General features: G+C 57.9%; 15 protein-coding genes and 1 tRNA gene. 9 read left to right on the forward strand and 7 right to left on the reverse strand.

Annotation, left to right across the window (positions count from 1 at the left end):
- The first annotated feature begins 14 nt into the window (after window positions 1-14).
- The gene (locus ACYUCQ_RS01855; protein WP_460252791.1) at window positions 15-881 is read left to right on the forward strand and encodes an intradiol ring-cleavage dioxygenase; all 867 of its coding nucleotides are present in this window, start codon (window positions 15-17) and stop codon (window positions 879-881) included.
- Here ACYUCQ_RS01855 and ACYUCQ_RS01860 read toward each other — a convergent pair.
- The gene (locus ACYUCQ_RS01860; protein WP_460252792.1) at window positions 878-1,243 is read right to left on the reverse strand and encodes a YidB family protein; all 366 of its coding nucleotides are present in this window, start codon (window positions 1,241-1,243) and stop codon (window positions 878-880) included. The genes ACYUCQ_RS01855 and ACYUCQ_RS01860 overlap by 4 nt on opposite strands.
- 108 nt (window positions 1,244-1,351) lie before the next feature.
- On the reverse strand, window positions 1,352-1,708 hold the full coding sequence (locus ACYUCQ_RS01865) for a hypothetical protein (protein ID WP_460252793.1): 357 nt from the start codon (window positions 1,706-1,708) through the stop codon (window positions 1,352-1,354).
- Between the two features lie 226 nt (window positions 1,709-1,934).
- Between ACYUCQ_RS01865 and ACYUCQ_RS01870 the strand changes: the two genes are divergently transcribed.
- Entirely contained in the window at window positions 1,935-3,596 is a 1,662-nt protein-coding gene (locus tag ACYUCQ_RS01870; RefSeq protein WP_460252794.1) for an NAD+ synthase, read from the forward strand.
- A 34-nt stretch (window positions 3,597-3,630) separates the two neighbouring features.
- On the opposite strand, the gene ACYUCQ_RS01875 is transcribed toward ACYUCQ_RS01870, so the two are convergent.
- A tRNA-Gln gene (locus tag ACYUCQ_RS01875) sits at window positions 3,631-3,704 on the reverse strand.
- Between the two features lie 149 nt (window positions 3,705-3,853).
- Here ACYUCQ_RS01875 and ACYUCQ_RS01880 point away from each other — a divergent pair.
- The 5 genes from ACYUCQ_RS01880 to ACYUCQ_RS01900 all read left to right on the forward strand — a co-directional run bounded on the left by ACYUCQ_RS01880 (window position 3,854) and on the right by ACYUCQ_RS01900 (window position 8,886).
- A complete protein-coding gene (locus ACYUCQ_RS01880) occupies window positions 3,854-4,924 on the forward strand; it encodes a Ppx/GppA phosphatase family protein (RefSeq protein WP_460252795.1) in 1,071 nt (356 codons plus the stop codon).
- Window positions 4,921-5,604, forward strand: coding sequence for an RlmE family RNA methyltransferase (locus ACYUCQ_RS01885; RefSeq protein ID WP_460252796.1), 684 nt, complete (start codon window positions 4,921-4,923; stop codon window positions 5,602-5,604). Before ACYUCQ_RS01880 ends, ACYUCQ_RS01885 begins: the two co-directional genes overlap by 4 nt.
- 95 nt (window positions 5,605-5,699) lie before the next feature.
- Window positions 5,700-7,829, forward strand: a complete 2,130-nt coding sequence (locus ACYUCQ_RS01890; RefSeq protein ID WP_460252797.1) for a TadE/TadG family type IV pilus assembly protein — start codon at window positions 5,700-5,702, stop codon at window positions 7,827-7,829.
- 32 nt (window positions 7,830-7,861) lie between these two features.
- Window positions 7,862-8,419 (forward strand): TadE/TadG family type IV pilus assembly protein, encoded by a 558-nt coding sequence (locus ACYUCQ_RS01895; RefSeq protein ID WP_460252798.1) that lies wholly within the window; start codon window positions 7,862-7,864, stop codon window positions 8,417-8,419.
- Window positions 8,416-8,886: a hypothetical protein gene (locus ACYUCQ_RS01900; RefSeq protein WP_460252799.1), complete on the forward strand. Its 471-nt coding sequence runs from the start codon at window positions 8,416-8,418 to the stop codon at window positions 8,884-8,886. Before ACYUCQ_RS01895 ends, ACYUCQ_RS01900 begins: the two co-directional genes overlap by 4 nt.
- A gap of 4 nt (window positions 8,887-8,890) precedes the next feature.
- Here ACYUCQ_RS01900 and ACYUCQ_RS01905 read toward each other — a convergent pair whose 3' ends face one another.
- Window positions 8,891-9,871 carry a glycosyltransferase family 4 protein gene (locus tag ACYUCQ_RS01905; RefSeq protein ID WP_460252800.1) on the reverse strand — a complete coding sequence of 327 codons (981 nt, stop codon included), beginning with the start codon at window positions 9,869-9,871 and terminating at the stop codon, window positions 8,891-8,893.
- Between the two features lie 133 nt (window positions 9,872-10,004).
- Between ACYUCQ_RS01905 and metZ the strand changes: the two genes are divergently transcribed.
- On the forward strand, window positions 10,005-11,192 hold the full coding sequence (gene metZ, locus ACYUCQ_RS01910) for an O-succinylhomoserine sulfhydrylase (protein ID WP_460252801.1): 1,188 nt from the start codon (window positions 10,005-10,007) through the stop codon (window positions 11,190-11,192).
- A gap of 5 nt (window positions 11,193-11,197) precedes the next feature.
- On the opposite strand, the gene ACYUCQ_RS01915 is transcribed toward metZ, so the two are convergent.
- Both ACYUCQ_RS01915 and ACYUCQ_RS01920 read right to left on the reverse strand, forming a co-directional pair.
- On the reverse strand, window positions 11,198-12,163 hold the full coding sequence (locus tag ACYUCQ_RS01915) for an SPFH domain-containing protein (RefSeq protein ID WP_460252802.1): 966 nt from the start codon (window positions 12,161-12,163) through the stop codon (window positions 11,198-11,200).
- 11 nt (window positions 12,164-12,174) lie between these two features.
- Window positions 12,175-12,636 carry an NfeD family protein gene (locus ACYUCQ_RS01920; RefSeq protein ID WP_460252803.1) on the reverse strand — a complete coding sequence of 154 codons (462 nt, stop codon included), beginning with the start codon at window positions 12,634-12,636 and terminating at the stop codon, window positions 12,175-12,177.
- A 419-nt stretch (window positions 12,637-13,055) separates the two neighbouring features.
- Between ACYUCQ_RS01920 and ACYUCQ_RS01925 the strand changes: the two genes are divergently transcribed.
- Window positions 13,056-14,672, forward strand: coding sequence for a Hint domain-containing protein (locus ACYUCQ_RS01925; protein ID WP_460252804.1), 1,617 nt, complete (start codon window positions 13,056-13,058; stop codon window positions 14,670-14,672).
- A gap of 45 nt (window positions 14,673-14,717) precedes the next feature.
- Here the strand turns inward: ACYUCQ_RS01925 and ACYUCQ_RS01930 are convergent, their stop codons facing one another.
- Window positions 14,718-15,131 (reverse strand): DUF192 domain-containing protein, encoded by a 414-nt coding sequence (locus ACYUCQ_RS01930; protein WP_460252842.1) that lies wholly within the window; start codon window positions 15,129-15,131, stop codon window positions 14,718-14,720.
- Window positions 15,132-15,187 lie beyond the last annotated feature (56 nt).

Consider the following 15,187-nt stretch of genomic DNA (forward strand, 5'->3'; position numbering starts at 1 on the left):
GATCAGGAGCTTGCATGCGCGATTTTGATGAGCAAACCATCACTGATGCGGTCCATCAGAGTTTTGCGGGCACGCCGGATACGCGACTTGCCCAAATCATGAGCCATTTGGTCGCTCATATGCACGAATTTATCCGCGACGTGGCGCCGAGCTTCGAGGAATTTCAGGCTGCAGTGCGTTTTTTGACCGCAACTGGACAGATCAGCGATCAGCGGCGTCAGGAGTTTATTTTACTGGCCGATGTGCTCGGTGTTTCGATGCTGATCGACGCGATCAATCATCGGATGTCAGAGGGCGCCACGGAAACCACTGTGCTCGGGCCGTTTCACGTGGCCGATGCGCCGCTCTGTGCCAATGGGGCTGATATTAGCGCGGGCGTCGCGGGCGAATTACTGTTTGTTGATGGGTGCGTGCTTGATCCGCAGGGAACGCCACTGGCGGGGGCGCAGATTGATGTTTGGCAATCCGATGCTGAGGGATTTTATGATTTGCAGCGTTCCGAGCGGGGCGGATCTGCATTGCGTGCAAGGCTGCGCAGCGATCCGAATGGCCGTTTCTGGTTTCGCAGTATCGTGCCGGCGGCGTATCCGATCCCCGATGATGGGCCGGTTGGTGCGCTGCTCCGTGCGACCAAACGCCATCCCTGGCGCCCGGCCCATGTGCATTTCATGATCGCGGCACCAGGGTTCGAGACATTGATAACCCATGTTTTTGTCGCCGAGGATCAATATCTGGATAGCGACGCGGTGTTTGGAGTTAAGACGTCACTGATCGCTGACTTTGTCAAAATGCCGCCGGGTGCGCTGCCTGATGGCTCAGCGACAGCGCAGCCTTGGCGGCATCTCTCCTATCAATTCGGGCTGAAGCCGGTTGCGAATTAATTGCCGCCGCTGGCAGTGCCATCGGGCGTTGCTTGATCGACCGCAGCGGGGAGATGCTGGCTGAGCAATTGCGCGGCATCGGCGGTGTTGATCCCGAATTTCTGCGCCACTTGCTCGATAATCGGATTGCCCAGGGCTTGCTGCACCTGATCAGCCGAAATCGGTAGATTTTGACCGTTCCCAACCCAGGACGCCGCATGGGCGCCAAGGCCGCTTTGCTCGAATTGTTGAACCAGGCCAGACACGCCGGAAATGCCATTTTGCTGCAAAATACCCATCAATTGGCCTTGCACGCCTGACGACTGGCCGCCCGCGCCCATCAGCCCGCTCGCCATGCCGGCGATGTCATCGAATAAACCCATTGTGGTCTCCTATTGTGAGGCCGCGCGCCCAAATGCGTCGACCGGATTAATCCGTTACAGATAACAGACAAATCCGGTCGGGCGTCAAACGAAACTTTTGCGGCAGGCTTAGTTCTTGGCCTTGTGCAAGCCGTCCGACATGGCAGCCTTTTCGCAAACATACGCGCCATGCTTGGTTTTGCCGAAATATTTCGACCCGGCGACATGGAACGCCTTGCTGCCCGTCGCGTGCCAAGCAACGCCGCCCATGCCGCAGGCGGCCTTGGCTTCAGCTTCGGATTTATAGCCGGTCAAATGACCTTTCATCGCCGATTTTTTGGTGGTCGACTTTTTCGACATGCTGCTCGATGTCGTGGTTTGGTTGGTCGTTTTCTTCTTGTGGGCCTGGGCGGTCCCAACCATGCCCATGACAGCAACCAGCGCCAGCGTCGGCGCAATTGTTTTTGCCCATGTTCCGATTTTCATGCGTCACTCCGAAAAAATATTACAGCCCGTCCCTGAATGGCCGCCGGGATGGTTCGCGGCTCGCGCGGTTGCGCAGCATTTTGTTACCGAGGTTGCGTGGCGAAATCATGGCATATCCGAACCGATATTGCGCTTGCGCTCCCGGGTCGTTCCTGGGTCGCTCCTGTGCCGCCCCTGGGCCGCCCCTGGGCTGCACGGCGGGTCGTTTTCGCGCTATCACTGCATCATGACCGAAACGCTCCGCCTTGCCATCGCTCAGCTCGACCTTCATGTGGGGGCGATTGAGCATAATATCGCTCGAATTCGCGCGGCCCGCGCAGAAGGGGGGCGACTCGGCGCCGATTTGGTGGTGACCCCGGAATTGAGCATTGCGGGCTATCCACCCGAGGATTTGGTCTTGAAACCCGCCTTTGTTGCGGCGTGTGAGGCGGCGGCGCAGCGCCTTGCTGACGAGACGGCGGATGGCGGGCCTGGATTGATCGTCGGATTGCCCTGGCGGGTCGATGGTAAGCTGCATAATGCGGCGTTCGTGCTGGATGGTGGGGCGATTATTGCCCGTCGGGCCAAGCATGAATTGCCCAATTATGGGGTATTTGATGAGAAACGGGTGTTTGCGCCTGGCCCGGCGCCTGGCCCGGTACCCTTTCGAGGGTTCCGGCTTGGTTTAATGATTTGCGAAGATTGGTGGCTGCCTGCGGTGCCGGAAACCTTGACCGAGAGTGGCGCAGAATTGCTGCTGAGCATCAATGGCTCGCCGTTTGAGGATCGCAAGCAAGGTCAACGGTTGCAACTGGCCCTGCGCCGCGTGGTGGAGACGGGTCTGCCATTCATATTCGCGGCCCTTACCGGTGGGCAGGATGAAATTGTGTTCGATGGGGCTTCGTTCGCGTTGAATGCTGATCGCAGTCTGGCGCTGCAAATGCCGCATTTTGCAGAGGCCGTGACGCTCACCACCTGGCGGCGCACGGCGCAGGGGCTGGTGGCGGAGCCTCATTCCTTGCCGCGCGAACCGGAGCGGTTGGAGCTGATTTACCGCGCGATGGCGCTGGGCTTGGCGGATTATGTCAATAAAAACAAATTCCCCGGTGTTATTCTGGGCTTGTCCGGTGGCATCGATAGTGCGTTGTCGGCGGCGGTGGCGGTCGATGCGCTGGGGGCTGCGCGGGTGCGCGCGGTGATGCTGCCGAGCCGCTATACGAGTGCGGAAAGTCTTGAGGATGCGGCATCCTGCGCGCAAATGCTGGGTATTCGCTACGAGACCATTCCGATTGAGGCAGCAACAACAGCCATTGGTGCGGCGTTGGCGCCGCATTTCGTCGGGCGCTCGGCGGATAGTACCGAGGAAAATATCCAATCACGCATGCGCGGGCTGCTGCTCATGGCCTTGTCCAACAAATTTGGCGACATGGTGCTGACCACCGGCAATAAGTCTGAAATGTCAGTAGGTTATGCCACTTTGTATGGCGATATGTGCGGTGGATTTTCGGTGCTCAAGGATATTTACAAAACCACCGTGTTTGCCCTGTCAGCGTGGCGCAACGCGCAGCGCCCGGACGGCTTGCAGGGACCAATAGGGCCGGTGATGCCGGAGCGGGTGATCACCAAACCACCCTCGGCGGAATTGAAGGAAAATCAGACCGATCAGGACACGCTGCCGCCCTATGATCAGCTCGATGCGATTTTGGCGGGGCTAGTGGAAGGCGAGGCGTCGATCACTGATCTGGTGGGAGCCGGCCATGACCGCGCGACGGTGACACGGGTTTGGCGCCTGCTTGATCGGGCCGAGTATAAACGCCGGCAAGCGCCACCGGGCGTTAAAATCACCGCCCGCGCATTCGGGCGTGACCGGCGCTATCCGATTACCAACGGTTTTACCGATCTGGTTTAGCCAATTGTGGAATTTTGGCAGCTTATGATGATGCTGGCTGGGGGACCTGGATTCGAACCAGGGCTGTCCGGGTCAGAGCCGGAAGTTCTACCGCTAAACTATCCCCCATTGATGCCAGTGCAGCTAGCATCGCGCCTGGTTGCTGGCAAGATCAACCTGTTTTTTTCCGGCCTCTCGGCTTATTCAAATGTTTATTCATGGCTGGGCTGCAAATGGTGCTTGCCCTGCCCCCCAACATCTTGCCAATATAAGAGTTGATGGCGAGTGACCTAACCCTTCCGATTGATGCTGCTGCTGGACGGTCTGGTCCGGCGCCGGTGCGGCGTGGTCGACCACCGGCTTTTGCGGCGATTGATCTGGGCACCAATAATTGCCGGATGCTGGTTGGTGTGCCGAGCGGGCAGGGGTTTCACATCCTTGATAGTTTTAGCCGCGTGGTTCGGTTGGGCGAAGGCCTGTATCGCACTGGCTTGCTGGGCGAGGCGGCGATGGGCCGGGCGATGGATGCGCTCGGTGTGTGCGCGGACCGGCTGGAACGCTGGCAGGTTGATGATGTCCGCGCCATTGCCACCGAGGCCTGTCGGCAGGCTGAGAATGGAACGCGTTTCATCAGTCAGGCGAGGGCCGATACCGGTTTGCCGATTGAGATTGTCTCGCCGCGCGAGGAGGTTGGGCTGGCGGTTGAGAGCTGCGCCTCGCTGATTTGCAACACTGAGCGCCGGGCATTGCTGTTTGATATTGGTGGCGGCTCGACCGAGGTGGCTTGGGTGCGGGTGCCGCCGCGGCAAGGACCATTATCCCACCGCCAACCGCAAGTGATCGGATTTCATACGATCCCGGTAGGGGTGGTGACGCTCGCGGAACGCTGTGTTGGGTTTTGTGAAAGCGAGCACGGGTTCAACGAGGTGGTGGACGAGGTGCAGGCGTTGCTGGAGCCCTTTGAGCGCACGCACCGGATTGGCCAGGAAATCCGCCAGGGTGGTGTGCGGCTGGTGGGAACCAGCGGCACCGTCACCACGGTTGCGGGTATTGCTTTGAAGCTTGATCGCTATAAGCGCGGCGCGATTGATGGGGCATTGCTGCCGCGCGCGGTGTTTATGGGCGGGCTTTCCACCATTCGCTCGTTGGGCCGGGACGGGTTGATGCAACATCCGTGCATTGGGCCGGACCGGGTCGATTTTGTTCTCCCCGGCTGCGCGATTTTCGCGGCCATTGCCCGGCTGTGGCCGGCGCCGGATTTAGCGGTCGCGGATCGTGGCTTGCGTGAGGGGATGTTGCTGCGGTTGATCCGGGCGAGCCGGGCGCGGCCACAAAGCCGCCGCTTATGACCGATCAATTTACGCCGCCCCCGCGCAGCAACGCTGTGCGGTTGAAATCCGCGCGCAGGCACTCGCCCTCATCGCAACGCTGGTTGGCCCGGCAACTGAATGATCCTTACGTGCAAGCGGCCCAAGCGCAAGGTTTGCGCTCCCGCGCCGCGTTTAAACTGATTGAATTGGACCAGAAATTTTCGCTGTTCCGGGCGCGGCCCAGCGGGCGTGGCTTGCGGGTTGTTGATTTAGGCGCGGCCCCTGGTGGCTGGGCGCAGGTGGCGTTGAAGCAGGGTGCGGCGGCGGTGCTGGGCATTGATTTGCTGCCGATTGACCCAATGCTGGGCGCACAGTTTTTGCAGGGCGATTTCCAAGACCCGGCGATTGAGGGTGCGCTCCTTGAGGCGTTGGGCGGCAAGGCGGATTTGGTGTTGTCGGACATGGCGCCCAACACTACCGGCCACGTCGCGACCGATCATTTGCGCATCATGGCGCTCGCGGAGTTGGCGCTTGATTTTTCGCTCCGCACCCTGAACCCTGGCGGCGCGTTTGTCACAAAATTATTCCAGGGCGGCGCGCAGGGGGACATGTTGACGGCGCTCAAGCAGAATTTCGGCTTGGTTCGTCACGCCAAGCCGGCGGCGAGCCGCAAGGATAGCCGGGAATTATACCTGGTCGCGACCGGGTTTCGGGGCTGAACGGCACGGGCGGTCCCGCCGATGACCCTTGGTTATGGCAATGCAAAAGAATTAATTGATTTATTTTCAGGAAATGGTTATTAAATCAAGCGGTTATGGGTTTCCACCCGGAATGGTGTTTGGGGTCATCGATGAAAAATCTTTTGAATCAAGCTGCTTGTGCGATTAAGTTGCGGCTGGTCAGACGGCGGGCGGCAGTGGCCATCATGGTGGCACTCTCGGCACCCGTGTTGCTGGGTATGGCAGGGTTGGTGACCGATGTGACCTATTGGTATGGCTCGCGCCAAGCCATGCAACTCGCCGCCGACGCTGGCGCAATGGCAGCGGCGCGCGCCTCGGGGCAGTCCACGCAGGCAACGTTGGAGACGGTCGCGATTAACGCGGCAAACATGGCGACCAATAACCGTTATGCATTTAACTCAAATAATTTGGTCGTGACGTTGACCAATGGCGGGGCGAGCTTCAAGACCCCGTCGGGAACCCAATCGGTGCCCTCATCCTCGTCATCGTCGACGAGTTTCAGCACGGTAACCGTGACGGCAAAAACGCCTGCTCCAGTGTTTTTCTCGGCGATTATCGGCGTACCCCAAGGAGCGCTGGCCGCAAGCGCATCGAGTACGCTTCGGCAAAATATCCAGCCGCCGAACAATTCAACCCTGTTATCCCTTACCGGTAACACGGGACCGACATTCCATGTCGGCGGTTTGAATTTCGTCCCAAACGATCAGATCAATCAGAATTTTACCAGTGTCGGTTTGAATGGCGGGACGAGCGGGCAGCTTCAGCTTAGTTCGGCAACTTACGTCTCAAATAACAATCAGTCCGTGAATTCGGGTGCAACGGGCACGCTCAGTAGCAATAAGGCGCCACCATGCACGGATTTATTGGGGGCGTTGAATGCGTCCACCTTGAACACCGGCTCGGGCGCGACGTTGACAACGACGGGCATCACCTCGACCACCTGGAATAATGGTCAGGGTGGCACGGTGAAAGTGTATTTCGGTGCGGGTACGACCATCCAGTCGACATATCACGCGGCGTCTTATTACGTCCCTGGCTATGGGACCTTCACGAAATCGCAATGTCAACAGATCAATTATCAGTATGGCGCTGGGACCTGTAAATATCAAAAGGCTTATTATTCTTACGCGGTTCCGACGACGACCGATCCGAATTCAGGCGCAACGGTGCCGGAATGGAGTCCGGTGGTGGTCACGCCGACAACATCTGTCGACGGCAGCCTGTATTGCGCGCAAAACGGTTCCAACACGCCGACGGCAACCTGTGATATTCCGGCAGCGGCTTATTGCGGCGGCTTGACCGTCAATCCGGGCAGCACGATCAATTTCACCAATACCGGTGGCGACGGTCAGGCGTTCATGATCCTGGACGGTAATGCGATCATGCCAAATTCGGCGGCGCCCACCTTGGTGGCCTACACCTCAACCGACCCTCAATATAGCTTTAATTTTGGCGGGTCTTATGTTGGTGGATTACTTAACACGACACAAACGACGATTTATCCGGGTGAAATCCAACAAGGTGCCGTCGTTTATACAACAACAGAGACGGAGACGCTCTATTCCGGAAGCTACTATTATGTCGATCAAGTCTGTCCGGCAGGTGTTTTGCCAGACGGGCTAACTAGCAATTCAAACGCGCAATGCGCTGGAGTTACGCAGACAACCGCAAACGGTGTAACCAACACATCGACGGTTGGAACAGGTAATTCTGCAGGCATTGCCTCAAATTCGGGCTATTGTCCGCAAGGTGATACGTGCGGAGCAAATGGCGGTTTGAGTTTTACCGCTTCGCAGGACAATCCCGTCACTTTTGTTGATAGCTATGTAACGAGCGTCTATTTCATCTCTGGGGTGCCGACTTATGCACAAGTCTCGGAGACGTCATATTATTGTTACGGCACAACCTGCTCACCGGATCAGGCGAGCGGAAATTTATATTTGGTAACAGGACAAAATATCAATCCGAATAATTCAGCACCGCCCCCGACCACCGCCCAACTGACATGCTCGGCAGGGGCAGCGAATAGTTTGTATAGCGCAACGACGGCGGCTAACGAAGGTTATAGCACCGCAACCTCTTACTCAACACAGTCCGATTCTGTTCAGGTTTGCGGTTCTGGGCCGAAATTAGTGGCGATCGCCAGCAAGGGGACGATTTTCGTGTCCGCCGTGAATAGCAGCAACCTCTGGATGAGCGATTGAGCGAGATTTCGGATAGGACGGCAGGGTTTTGCATGGCTTACATCGGCAGAGCGAGATTGGTCGCTTGTGCGCGCCGGTTTCGGCGAGCGCGGCGCGGTGCGGCAGCCATCGAGTTCGCGATTGGTGCGACGGTGCTGTTCATCTTCATTTTTGGGATTATTAATCTTGGTTTTCTCGCCTTGACCGAAAATGGGCTGCAAAATGGGGTTGCCAATGCGGCGCGGGTTGCCAGTGCCGACGCCTCGGACATCATGTCCACCGTCGCGAATGGCGGCACGCCGCCAACGACCTGTCCTGATTTGCCAACCACGAGCAGCGCCGTGCAGCAGGCTTTTGACGCCGGCGCGTCGCCGCCGTTCAATGGCAGCAATGCGCCAAACGTAACGGTGCAATGGTTTGGTCCGACGAGTGGATTGCCATCCGGATGCGTGTCCCAGAATACCGCAACGAGCAATTACGTTACCGTTTCGATCAGTTATTTCTGGAAGCCGGTTGCTCTGGCCTATTTGTTCAATAACGGGATCCAACTGACCGCGTCGGACACCGAGGCGGTGATGGGGCCGAATGTGAATTCGGGGCAGACCTCGTGATCAGAAAATTGGCGGGGCGGCGCGGCTCAGTCTCGGTTGAATTAGCGTTGGTCTCAGCGTTTTTTTTGTTGCCATTGACGCTTGGGTCGATTGATATGCTCTATGTGCTGACCCAGCGCTTTCAAATGCATCGCGCGCTGCAATCCTTGTATTTTTACGCATGGAGCAATCCCTCCAATGCGGGAAACCAGACTGATGTCCAGTCAGCTCTGACAACGGCTGCACAGAGCACGATTGCGGGGGTCACGCTCGCCTCGGCGCCGACGACAACGTATGATTGTGCGTCTAACCAGCAATCGGCGTCGCCAAGTGCGCTCACCACAACCCAACCCACCTGCTCGACCACGAATCCCTTACAGACCTTCGTGACCTACTCGATTACCGCGACTGTCAAATTGCCAGTGCCAATTCCGGGTTTCGCGACCAGCTATCCGCTCAATCTAACCGGCACGATCCAAGTGAGTTAAGCGCTCATGGCGCCGCGCCGTGATTGAGCATGCCAGCAATTGCGCTGATTTGCCTCCCGAGCGAGAGCGTATCGCGGATCAGCGCCTGCCAGCGGCCAGGCTGCGCTGCCTTGATGATCGCAACCGCCTCCTCAACCGTGCCAAATAGAAGCTCTTGCGGCCAGAAACGCGCAGCGCCCGGGTGATCGAGGATCGCTAAATCGCATCCGCACGCTCCAGCCTCGGCAATCGCATAGCCGAAACTCTCATGGATGCTGGTGGAAAGGAGCAAAATATTCCGCCGGTGCCAGTGATGGATCTCGTGCTGTGGCACGGCGCCCTCCCAATCGATCGCCATCGATACGCCTAAACGCGCAGCCAAATGACTGAAGCTGGCAAAGGCTACCGGATCGCCAGGTCCGGCGGCCATGGCAAGGCGCCAGCGCGGTTCGGTGCGGTGCAGGGCGGCAAGAATTTGCAGGGCCAAGGTTGGATTTTTGCGGAGAATAAAATTGCCGCACCAGCCCAGGCGAAACGGCTCCGGTGGGATCGCCGGATCAGGGGCAAACCGCTCGATATCAACGCCATTATGGATAACATGCAGGCGCGTGCTGCGCTCAAGGCTGGGTGCGATATCGCGCAGCCGCTTGGCCATATCATCGCTCACCACAATCACGTCAGAAATCTTGGGCCATGGTGCGCGCGCCGCATGATCGGTCTCGAACGCCTCGATCCGGTGTACCCGCATGATGATCCGCCGCCCGGCAAAATCGGTCGCGGCGATCAGGGCCGGGAAGGGCGGCCAGCAAAACTCAAACCATAGCGCATCACGCGCCGGATCATCCGCCCAGGCCAGGGCCTGCAGCAGCGCATCCGGCTGGCCGGCATGGAGCAAAAAGCCACGCACATCCCACCCGCTCGCAGCGGGCAGCCGGGCGATAATATCCAGCATGAAATGATCCAGGCTGGGCAGCAACAACACAGCGAGGCGGGGGCGACGTTTCATTTCGCGATGATTAGCGGCAAAAAAATAACAAAGAGTGAATTTTCCGGCCCAATATTCCTCAAATGCGGTCCGGCCAAGGCAGAGGCCCTCTGGCATCACTTGCCGTGCGGCGTGCAGGCGATATAGGAGAGAAATGAGCAAGAAATCTTATCGTCCAGCCACCCAACTGGTTCATGCGGGGCAAATGCGCTCCAATTTCGGGGAAAACGCCGAAGCGTTGTTCCTCACCTCTGGCTTTGTCTATGACAATGCCGAGCAGGCTGAGGCAACGTTCAAAGGCGAGATCGAGCATTATCAATATTCGCGCTTCGGCAACCCAACCGTGGCGATGCTCGAAGGGCGGCTCGCCGCGATTGAGGGCGCAGAAGCGTGCCGGGCAACCGCAACCGGCATGGCAGCGGTGCATGCGGCGATGCTGTGCCAATTGCAGGCGGGGGACCGGGTGGTCGCGTCTCGCGCGCTGTTTGGGTCATGCCATTGGATCGTATCGACGTTACTGCCGCGCTACGGGATTGAAACCTTGTTTGTCGATGGGAGCGATTTGACGGCTTGGCAGCACGCGCTGTCACGCCCAACAGCGATGGTGCTGTTGGAGACCCCATCCAACCCGATGCTGGATATTATCGATCTGCGCGCCGTGGCGGATTTGGCGCATGCCGCAGGCGCGATGGTGGTGGTGGATAACGTGTTCGCCACGCCGCTCTTGCAGCGCCCGATTGAGTTTGGCGCGGATGTGGTGGTGTATTCGGCGACCAAGCATATGGATGGGCAGGGGCGGGTGCTTGGCGGTGCGGTTTTGGGGAGTAAGCATTGGATTGAGACAATATTGCAGCCCTTTACCCGCAATACCGGGCCGGCGCTTTCGCCGTTCAATGCCTGGGTCATTCTCAAAGGTCTGGAGACCATGGCGCTGCGGGTGAAGCATTCTTGCCAGTCTGCTGCGGCTTTGGCCGATCATTTGGCGCAAGCGCCTGGTGTGCGCCGGGCGCTCTACCCATTCCGGGCGGATCATCCGCAAATGGCGTTGGCGCGGGCGCAAATGGCGGATGGCGGCACGTTGGTCACGTTCGAGTTGGAAGGCGGGCGAGAGGCGGCGTTTCGTTTTATGAACGCGCTGGAGCTCATCGCGATTTCGAACAATCTGGGCGATTCCAAATCGCTGATGACCCATCCAGCCACCACCACCCATATGCGCATTGGTGCTGAGGAACGCCGGCTTCTGGGCATTACCGATGGCACGATCCGGTTTTCCGTCGGGCTTGAGGATGTGGCCGACCTGATTGATGATATTGACCGTGGATTGGCCGCCTTGCGGCGCTGATAATCCTACCGGGCGGCAGGCACCGTGCTGGACGCGGGCGGCGTTGTCGGGCGCGGCGCGGTTTCGGTGCGAACCATTTGCAAGGCGGTGCCAACCATCGAGCCGATATCGCCGAGATTAGCCGGCACGATGAGTGACGTGCCTTGCTTGGCCAGATTGCCCCACTGGCTGATATAATCTTTCGCGAGCTGCATTTGCAGCGCCGCCATGCCGCCATCGGTCACGGCGGATTCACCGATGGTGCGAATGGCGGCGGCGGTGGCGGTCGCGACCAGTTCAATCGCCTTGGCCTCGCCCTCGGCGCGCAGCACTTCGGCTTGACGGCGGCCATCGGCAATGTTGATTTCCTGCTGGCGTTGGCCCTCGGATGTGTTGATTTGCTGTTGCCGCTGACCCTCGGACCGAGCGATGGTCGCACGTTTTTCACGCTCGGCAGTGATTTGCAGTTCCATCGCATGGAGGATTTCGGCGGGTGGGGTGATGTCTTTGATTTCGTAGCGCAGCACCTTGATGCCCCAATTCACCGCCGCCTCATCAACTGACGAGGCAACCGCTGTATTCAGGATTTGCCGCGATGATAAGGCTTGATCGAGATGCAGCTTGCCAATTTCTGAGCGCATGGTGGTTTGAGCGAGCTGCATGGCCGCATTCATCGGATTGCTGGAGCCGTAGGCCGCTTTCACCGGGTCAGTGATTTGCAGATAGAGAAAACCATCGACCGTGAGCGTGGTATTATCAAGCGAGATGCAAACTTGCGGCGCCACCTCAGTCGGCACTTCGCGCATATCAAAGCGAAACGCGACCCGATCAATGAAGGGGCCAACAAAATTCAGCCCTGGCCCCAGGGTCCGATGATATTTGCCGAGCCGTTCAACCAGCCAATTTTGCTGTTGGGGGACAATGCGAAAGGCCGAGCGCAAGGTTGCCAGGATCAGCAGGAGTAACAGGACAAAAATAATCAGTGACGCCATGAATGATGACATTAGATGGGCTCCGATGAGGGCGTGATGGGGGCTGGTGGTGGATTTTCCGTGTGGTCGGGCGCGGCCAGATGCAGCACGCTACCGGCTTTGTGAACAATGACGGCCTGACTGCCGATGGCGGGCTTTGCGCCATCCACCATCACGCCGTCCCAACGCGTGCCACGGTATGTCACAATCACTTGATCGGCACTCGCCCCGTGCCCTGCCACAGTCACGCGCTGCCCGGCATCGAGGTCCGGCAGGCCGGGCTTACGCGCCTGCCGACGTCGCCACGCGCGCACCAGAGCCATGGCGGCGATGCTGCCCGCTAGAAATACCAGGATCAGCGCATCATCGGGCAAAACGAAGCCGAGGCCGGCGGTGACCAGAGCGATGACCGCAACAGCGGCGAGATAGAATGTGCCGGTGATTAATTCCACCAAGGCGGCCGCGAGTGCGAATATCAAAAATACTAACTGCATTACCGTATAGATACCTTAATTCTCACGATATTGCCAGTGCGCCGCAAGGGGGATCGGCGGCTCAGATGCGTGATGCTGATCGATGCCGGATCACGTATGTCACGATTTGTTGACAAGGCTGCGTTTGCAATTCAAGGCGAACATCAATCGTCACAAATACAGCATACCAATCGATTGCAATTGAAAGTTTATAAGATTTAACAAGAAATCACATTTTTTGAAAACAAAATTATTCAAAGTTATTTGAATGAATCGCTTTATACAGTCTAATTAACGCTCTAGATGCACATTAAAAAATACTAATGTGCGTGACTCTACCGGAGGCTGTGCTAGTTTCGCGCGGTGGTAGTAATATCTGGTGATTAAACGGATGAGATTGCTTCCTACCACGATCACTGATCATGGCAATGGAGAACATCATGTCAGGTACAACAATCGTAACGATTGGGTTGCTGGGTACGGGACAAATTACAACTTCGGGTACCTACGAACTTGACGTCGCGTTGGCGGGAGCCGTGAATATCGAAGGGCCTGGTGCCTCTGGCCCCCCGATTACCGCAGACCTTGTCGGTCTATTGGGGGTTGGCGCCGCTTTCACCACCGATATCAGTAATGGCGCCAGTGAATTTCTAAATCCAACGGTCGGTCTTTCAGCGATCGAGACCTATAATCTTGGCGAAGATGCGAACGGCACCATTAACGGCCATGGGACGCTAGAGCTTGGATCGCAGTTACTTGGCGTCACGCTGGTCCAATCGATCAATTTGTTTGGCAGCGATGACAAAGTGATCCTGGATGCGGGCTTGAACCTGTCATTGCTTGACGCGGTCAATAATTTCGCCCCGAGTGATACAATTGAAATCAAGGGAATTACTTCGGCGACCCAGGCCGTATTCACCCAGAATACTGGATTGTTAGGGCCAGCGCCCGGCGGCACCATTGCCCTGGAAAATGCGTCCGGGTCCGTGGTGGGCGATATTGTGTTGGCGAACGGCACCTTTGCCGCCAACGCGTTCATGGCCACGCCGGACCCGAACGGTGGCGTTGATCTCTCCGTGTGTTTCTTGGAAGGCACCCAAGTCCAATTGGCGGCAGGGCGCCGCGCTGTCGAAGACTTGCAGGAGGGTGATCTAATTGTCACCAAGGGCGGCGGGTTGAAACCGATAACATGGATCGGTCGGCGCCGGATCAACGCACAACGCCACGCTGCGCCAGAAACGCTTTGGCCGATCCGCATTACCGCGAGTGCAATCGCAGATGGGCTGCCGAGCCGTGACCTGTTTATCTCGCCCGATCACGCGATTTATCTCGATGGCTTGCTGGTGCCCGCCAAAGCTTTGGTCAATGGGCGCTCGATCGTGCAGGTCCGCCGCAGCCATTTCAGCTATTATCATATCGAGCTCGCCGAGCATGCGGTCATTTATGCCGAATCATTGCCGGTGGAATCGTATTTGGACACCGGCAATCGTAGATTTTTCGAGAACGCCGAGGGGCCCGTCGCGCTGTATCCAACCGCCCAAGCGCAAGAATTTCGCGAAACACAAGGATGCGCCCCGTTTGCCGAGTGCGGACCCGCCGTGTCCGCGATTCGCGCCCGCATCATTGGCCGACTAGGTTTGCGCGGCGTGACGTATGATTGCCATTTGCGCGTATTTTCTGATCGCCGCACGCTGCCCGTGCGGGCGATCAGTGCAACCTGCTATGAGGTCACGCTGCCAGACATCAATGATGATTTGTTGTTATTTTCCCGCGTTGTCGTTCCCGCAGAATGGGAGGCAAATTCCCAGGATTGGCGCAAGCTCGGGCTTGATGTCGCAGCGCTTGAACTGGTCACTGATCGCGGCGCGGTGCCGATCCCAATTCATAGCGCCAATCTGTGTTTTGGCTGGCATAATCTCGAAGATGATCATCGCTGGACCGATGGTTGCGCTGCCATCCCGGCCGAATTGGTCGTCGGGGCCAATCGTTTGATCATCCATCTCAATAGCGTCGTCGCTTATCCGGCGGCGTTGGATCCACAGGTGCAGGTCAGTTGAGCGCTCGCACCGGCGCCGCCCGCGTGGCGCCGGGTGCAGGCAAGCTTACTTGGCAAATTGCGGCGCAATGACCTTGTCGCCAACATCGATATCATATTTGGCGGTAATCCCGGCTTGGAGTTCCAATGTGGCGGCCACCGGCACATGGCTGGAGAGCACCCGTAGGCTTTGCGGCACCGTGTTCTCATCGATATGACGGATGGTGCCGTGCGGTCCGATAAACACCATGTCCAGCGGTGCAAGCGTGTTTTTCATCCACATTTCTGAAACCTGCGGCGGATTCCAGGGGAACAGCATGCCGGTGCTGGCTGGCACGGTTTTGCGGAACATCAAGCCAATTTCCTGCTGTTTCGGTGTCGTGGCGAGTTCCACCGTGAATTTATGCGGTTTGCCATGCTGATCGATGATGACCAGTGTTTCGGTCGGTAATTTGGCCTGTGGCCCGGTTATGGCAGCCATTGCCGACGGCGCTACGCTGACTGCAATGACCGCCGAGGTCACCGCAGCGCCAAGCA

It is taken from the genome of Acidiphilium sp. MT5 (assembly GCF_054767495.1).

Coding starts and splice junctions, on each gene's coding strand:
- ACYUCQ_RS01855 (WP_460252791.1), top strand. CDS start 15: ATGCGCGATTTTGATGAGCAAACCATCACTGATGCGGTCCATCAGAGT.
- ACYUCQ_RS01860 (WP_460252792.1), bottom strand. CDS start 1,243: ATGGGTTTATTCGATGACATCGCCGGCATGGCGAGCGGGCTGATGGGC.
- ACYUCQ_RS01865 (WP_460252793.1), bottom strand. CDS start 1,708: ATGAAAATCGGAACATGGGCAAAAACAATTGCGCCGACGCTGGCGCTG.
- ACYUCQ_RS01870 (WP_460252794.1), top strand. CDS start 1,935: ATGACCGAAACGCTCCGCCTTGCCATCGCTCAGCTCGACCTTCATGTG.
- ACYUCQ_RS01880 (WP_460252795.1), top strand. CDS start 3,854: ATGGCGAGTGACCTAACCCTTCCGATTGATGCTGCTGCTGGACGGTCT.
- ACYUCQ_RS01885 (WP_460252796.1), top strand. CDS start 4,921: ATGACCGATCAATTTACGCCGCCCCCGCGCAGCAACGCTGTGCGGTTG.
- ACYUCQ_RS01890 (WP_460252797.1), top strand. CDS start 5,700: ATGGGTTTCCACCCGGAATGGTGTTTGGGGTCATCGATGAAAAATCTT.
- ACYUCQ_RS01895 (WP_460252798.1), top strand. CDS start 7,862: ATGGCTTACATCGGCAGAGCGAGATTGGTCGCTTGTGCGCGCCGGTTT.
- ACYUCQ_RS01905 (WP_460252800.1), bottom strand. CDS start 9,871: ATGAAACGTCGCCCCCGCCTCGCTGTGTTGTTGCTGCCCAGCCTGGAT.
- metZ (WP_460252801.1), top strand. CDS start 10,005: ATGAGCAAGAAATCTTATCGTCCAGCCACCCAACTGGTTCATGCGGGG.
- ACYUCQ_RS01915 (WP_460252802.1), bottom strand. CDS start 12,163: ATGGCGTCACTGATTATTTTTGTCCTGTTACTCCTGCTGATCCTGGCA.
- ACYUCQ_RS01920 (WP_460252803.1), bottom strand. CDS start 12,636: ATGCAGTTAGTATTTTTGATATTCGCACTCGCGGCCGCCTTGGTGGAA.
- ACYUCQ_RS01925 (WP_460252804.1), top strand. CDS start 13,056: ATGTCAGGTACAACAATCGTAACGATTGGGTTGCTGGGTACGGGACAA.
- ACYUCQ_RS01930 (WP_460252842.1), bottom strand. CDS start 15,131: ATGGCTGCCATAACCGGGCCACAGGCCAAATTACCGACCGAAACACTG.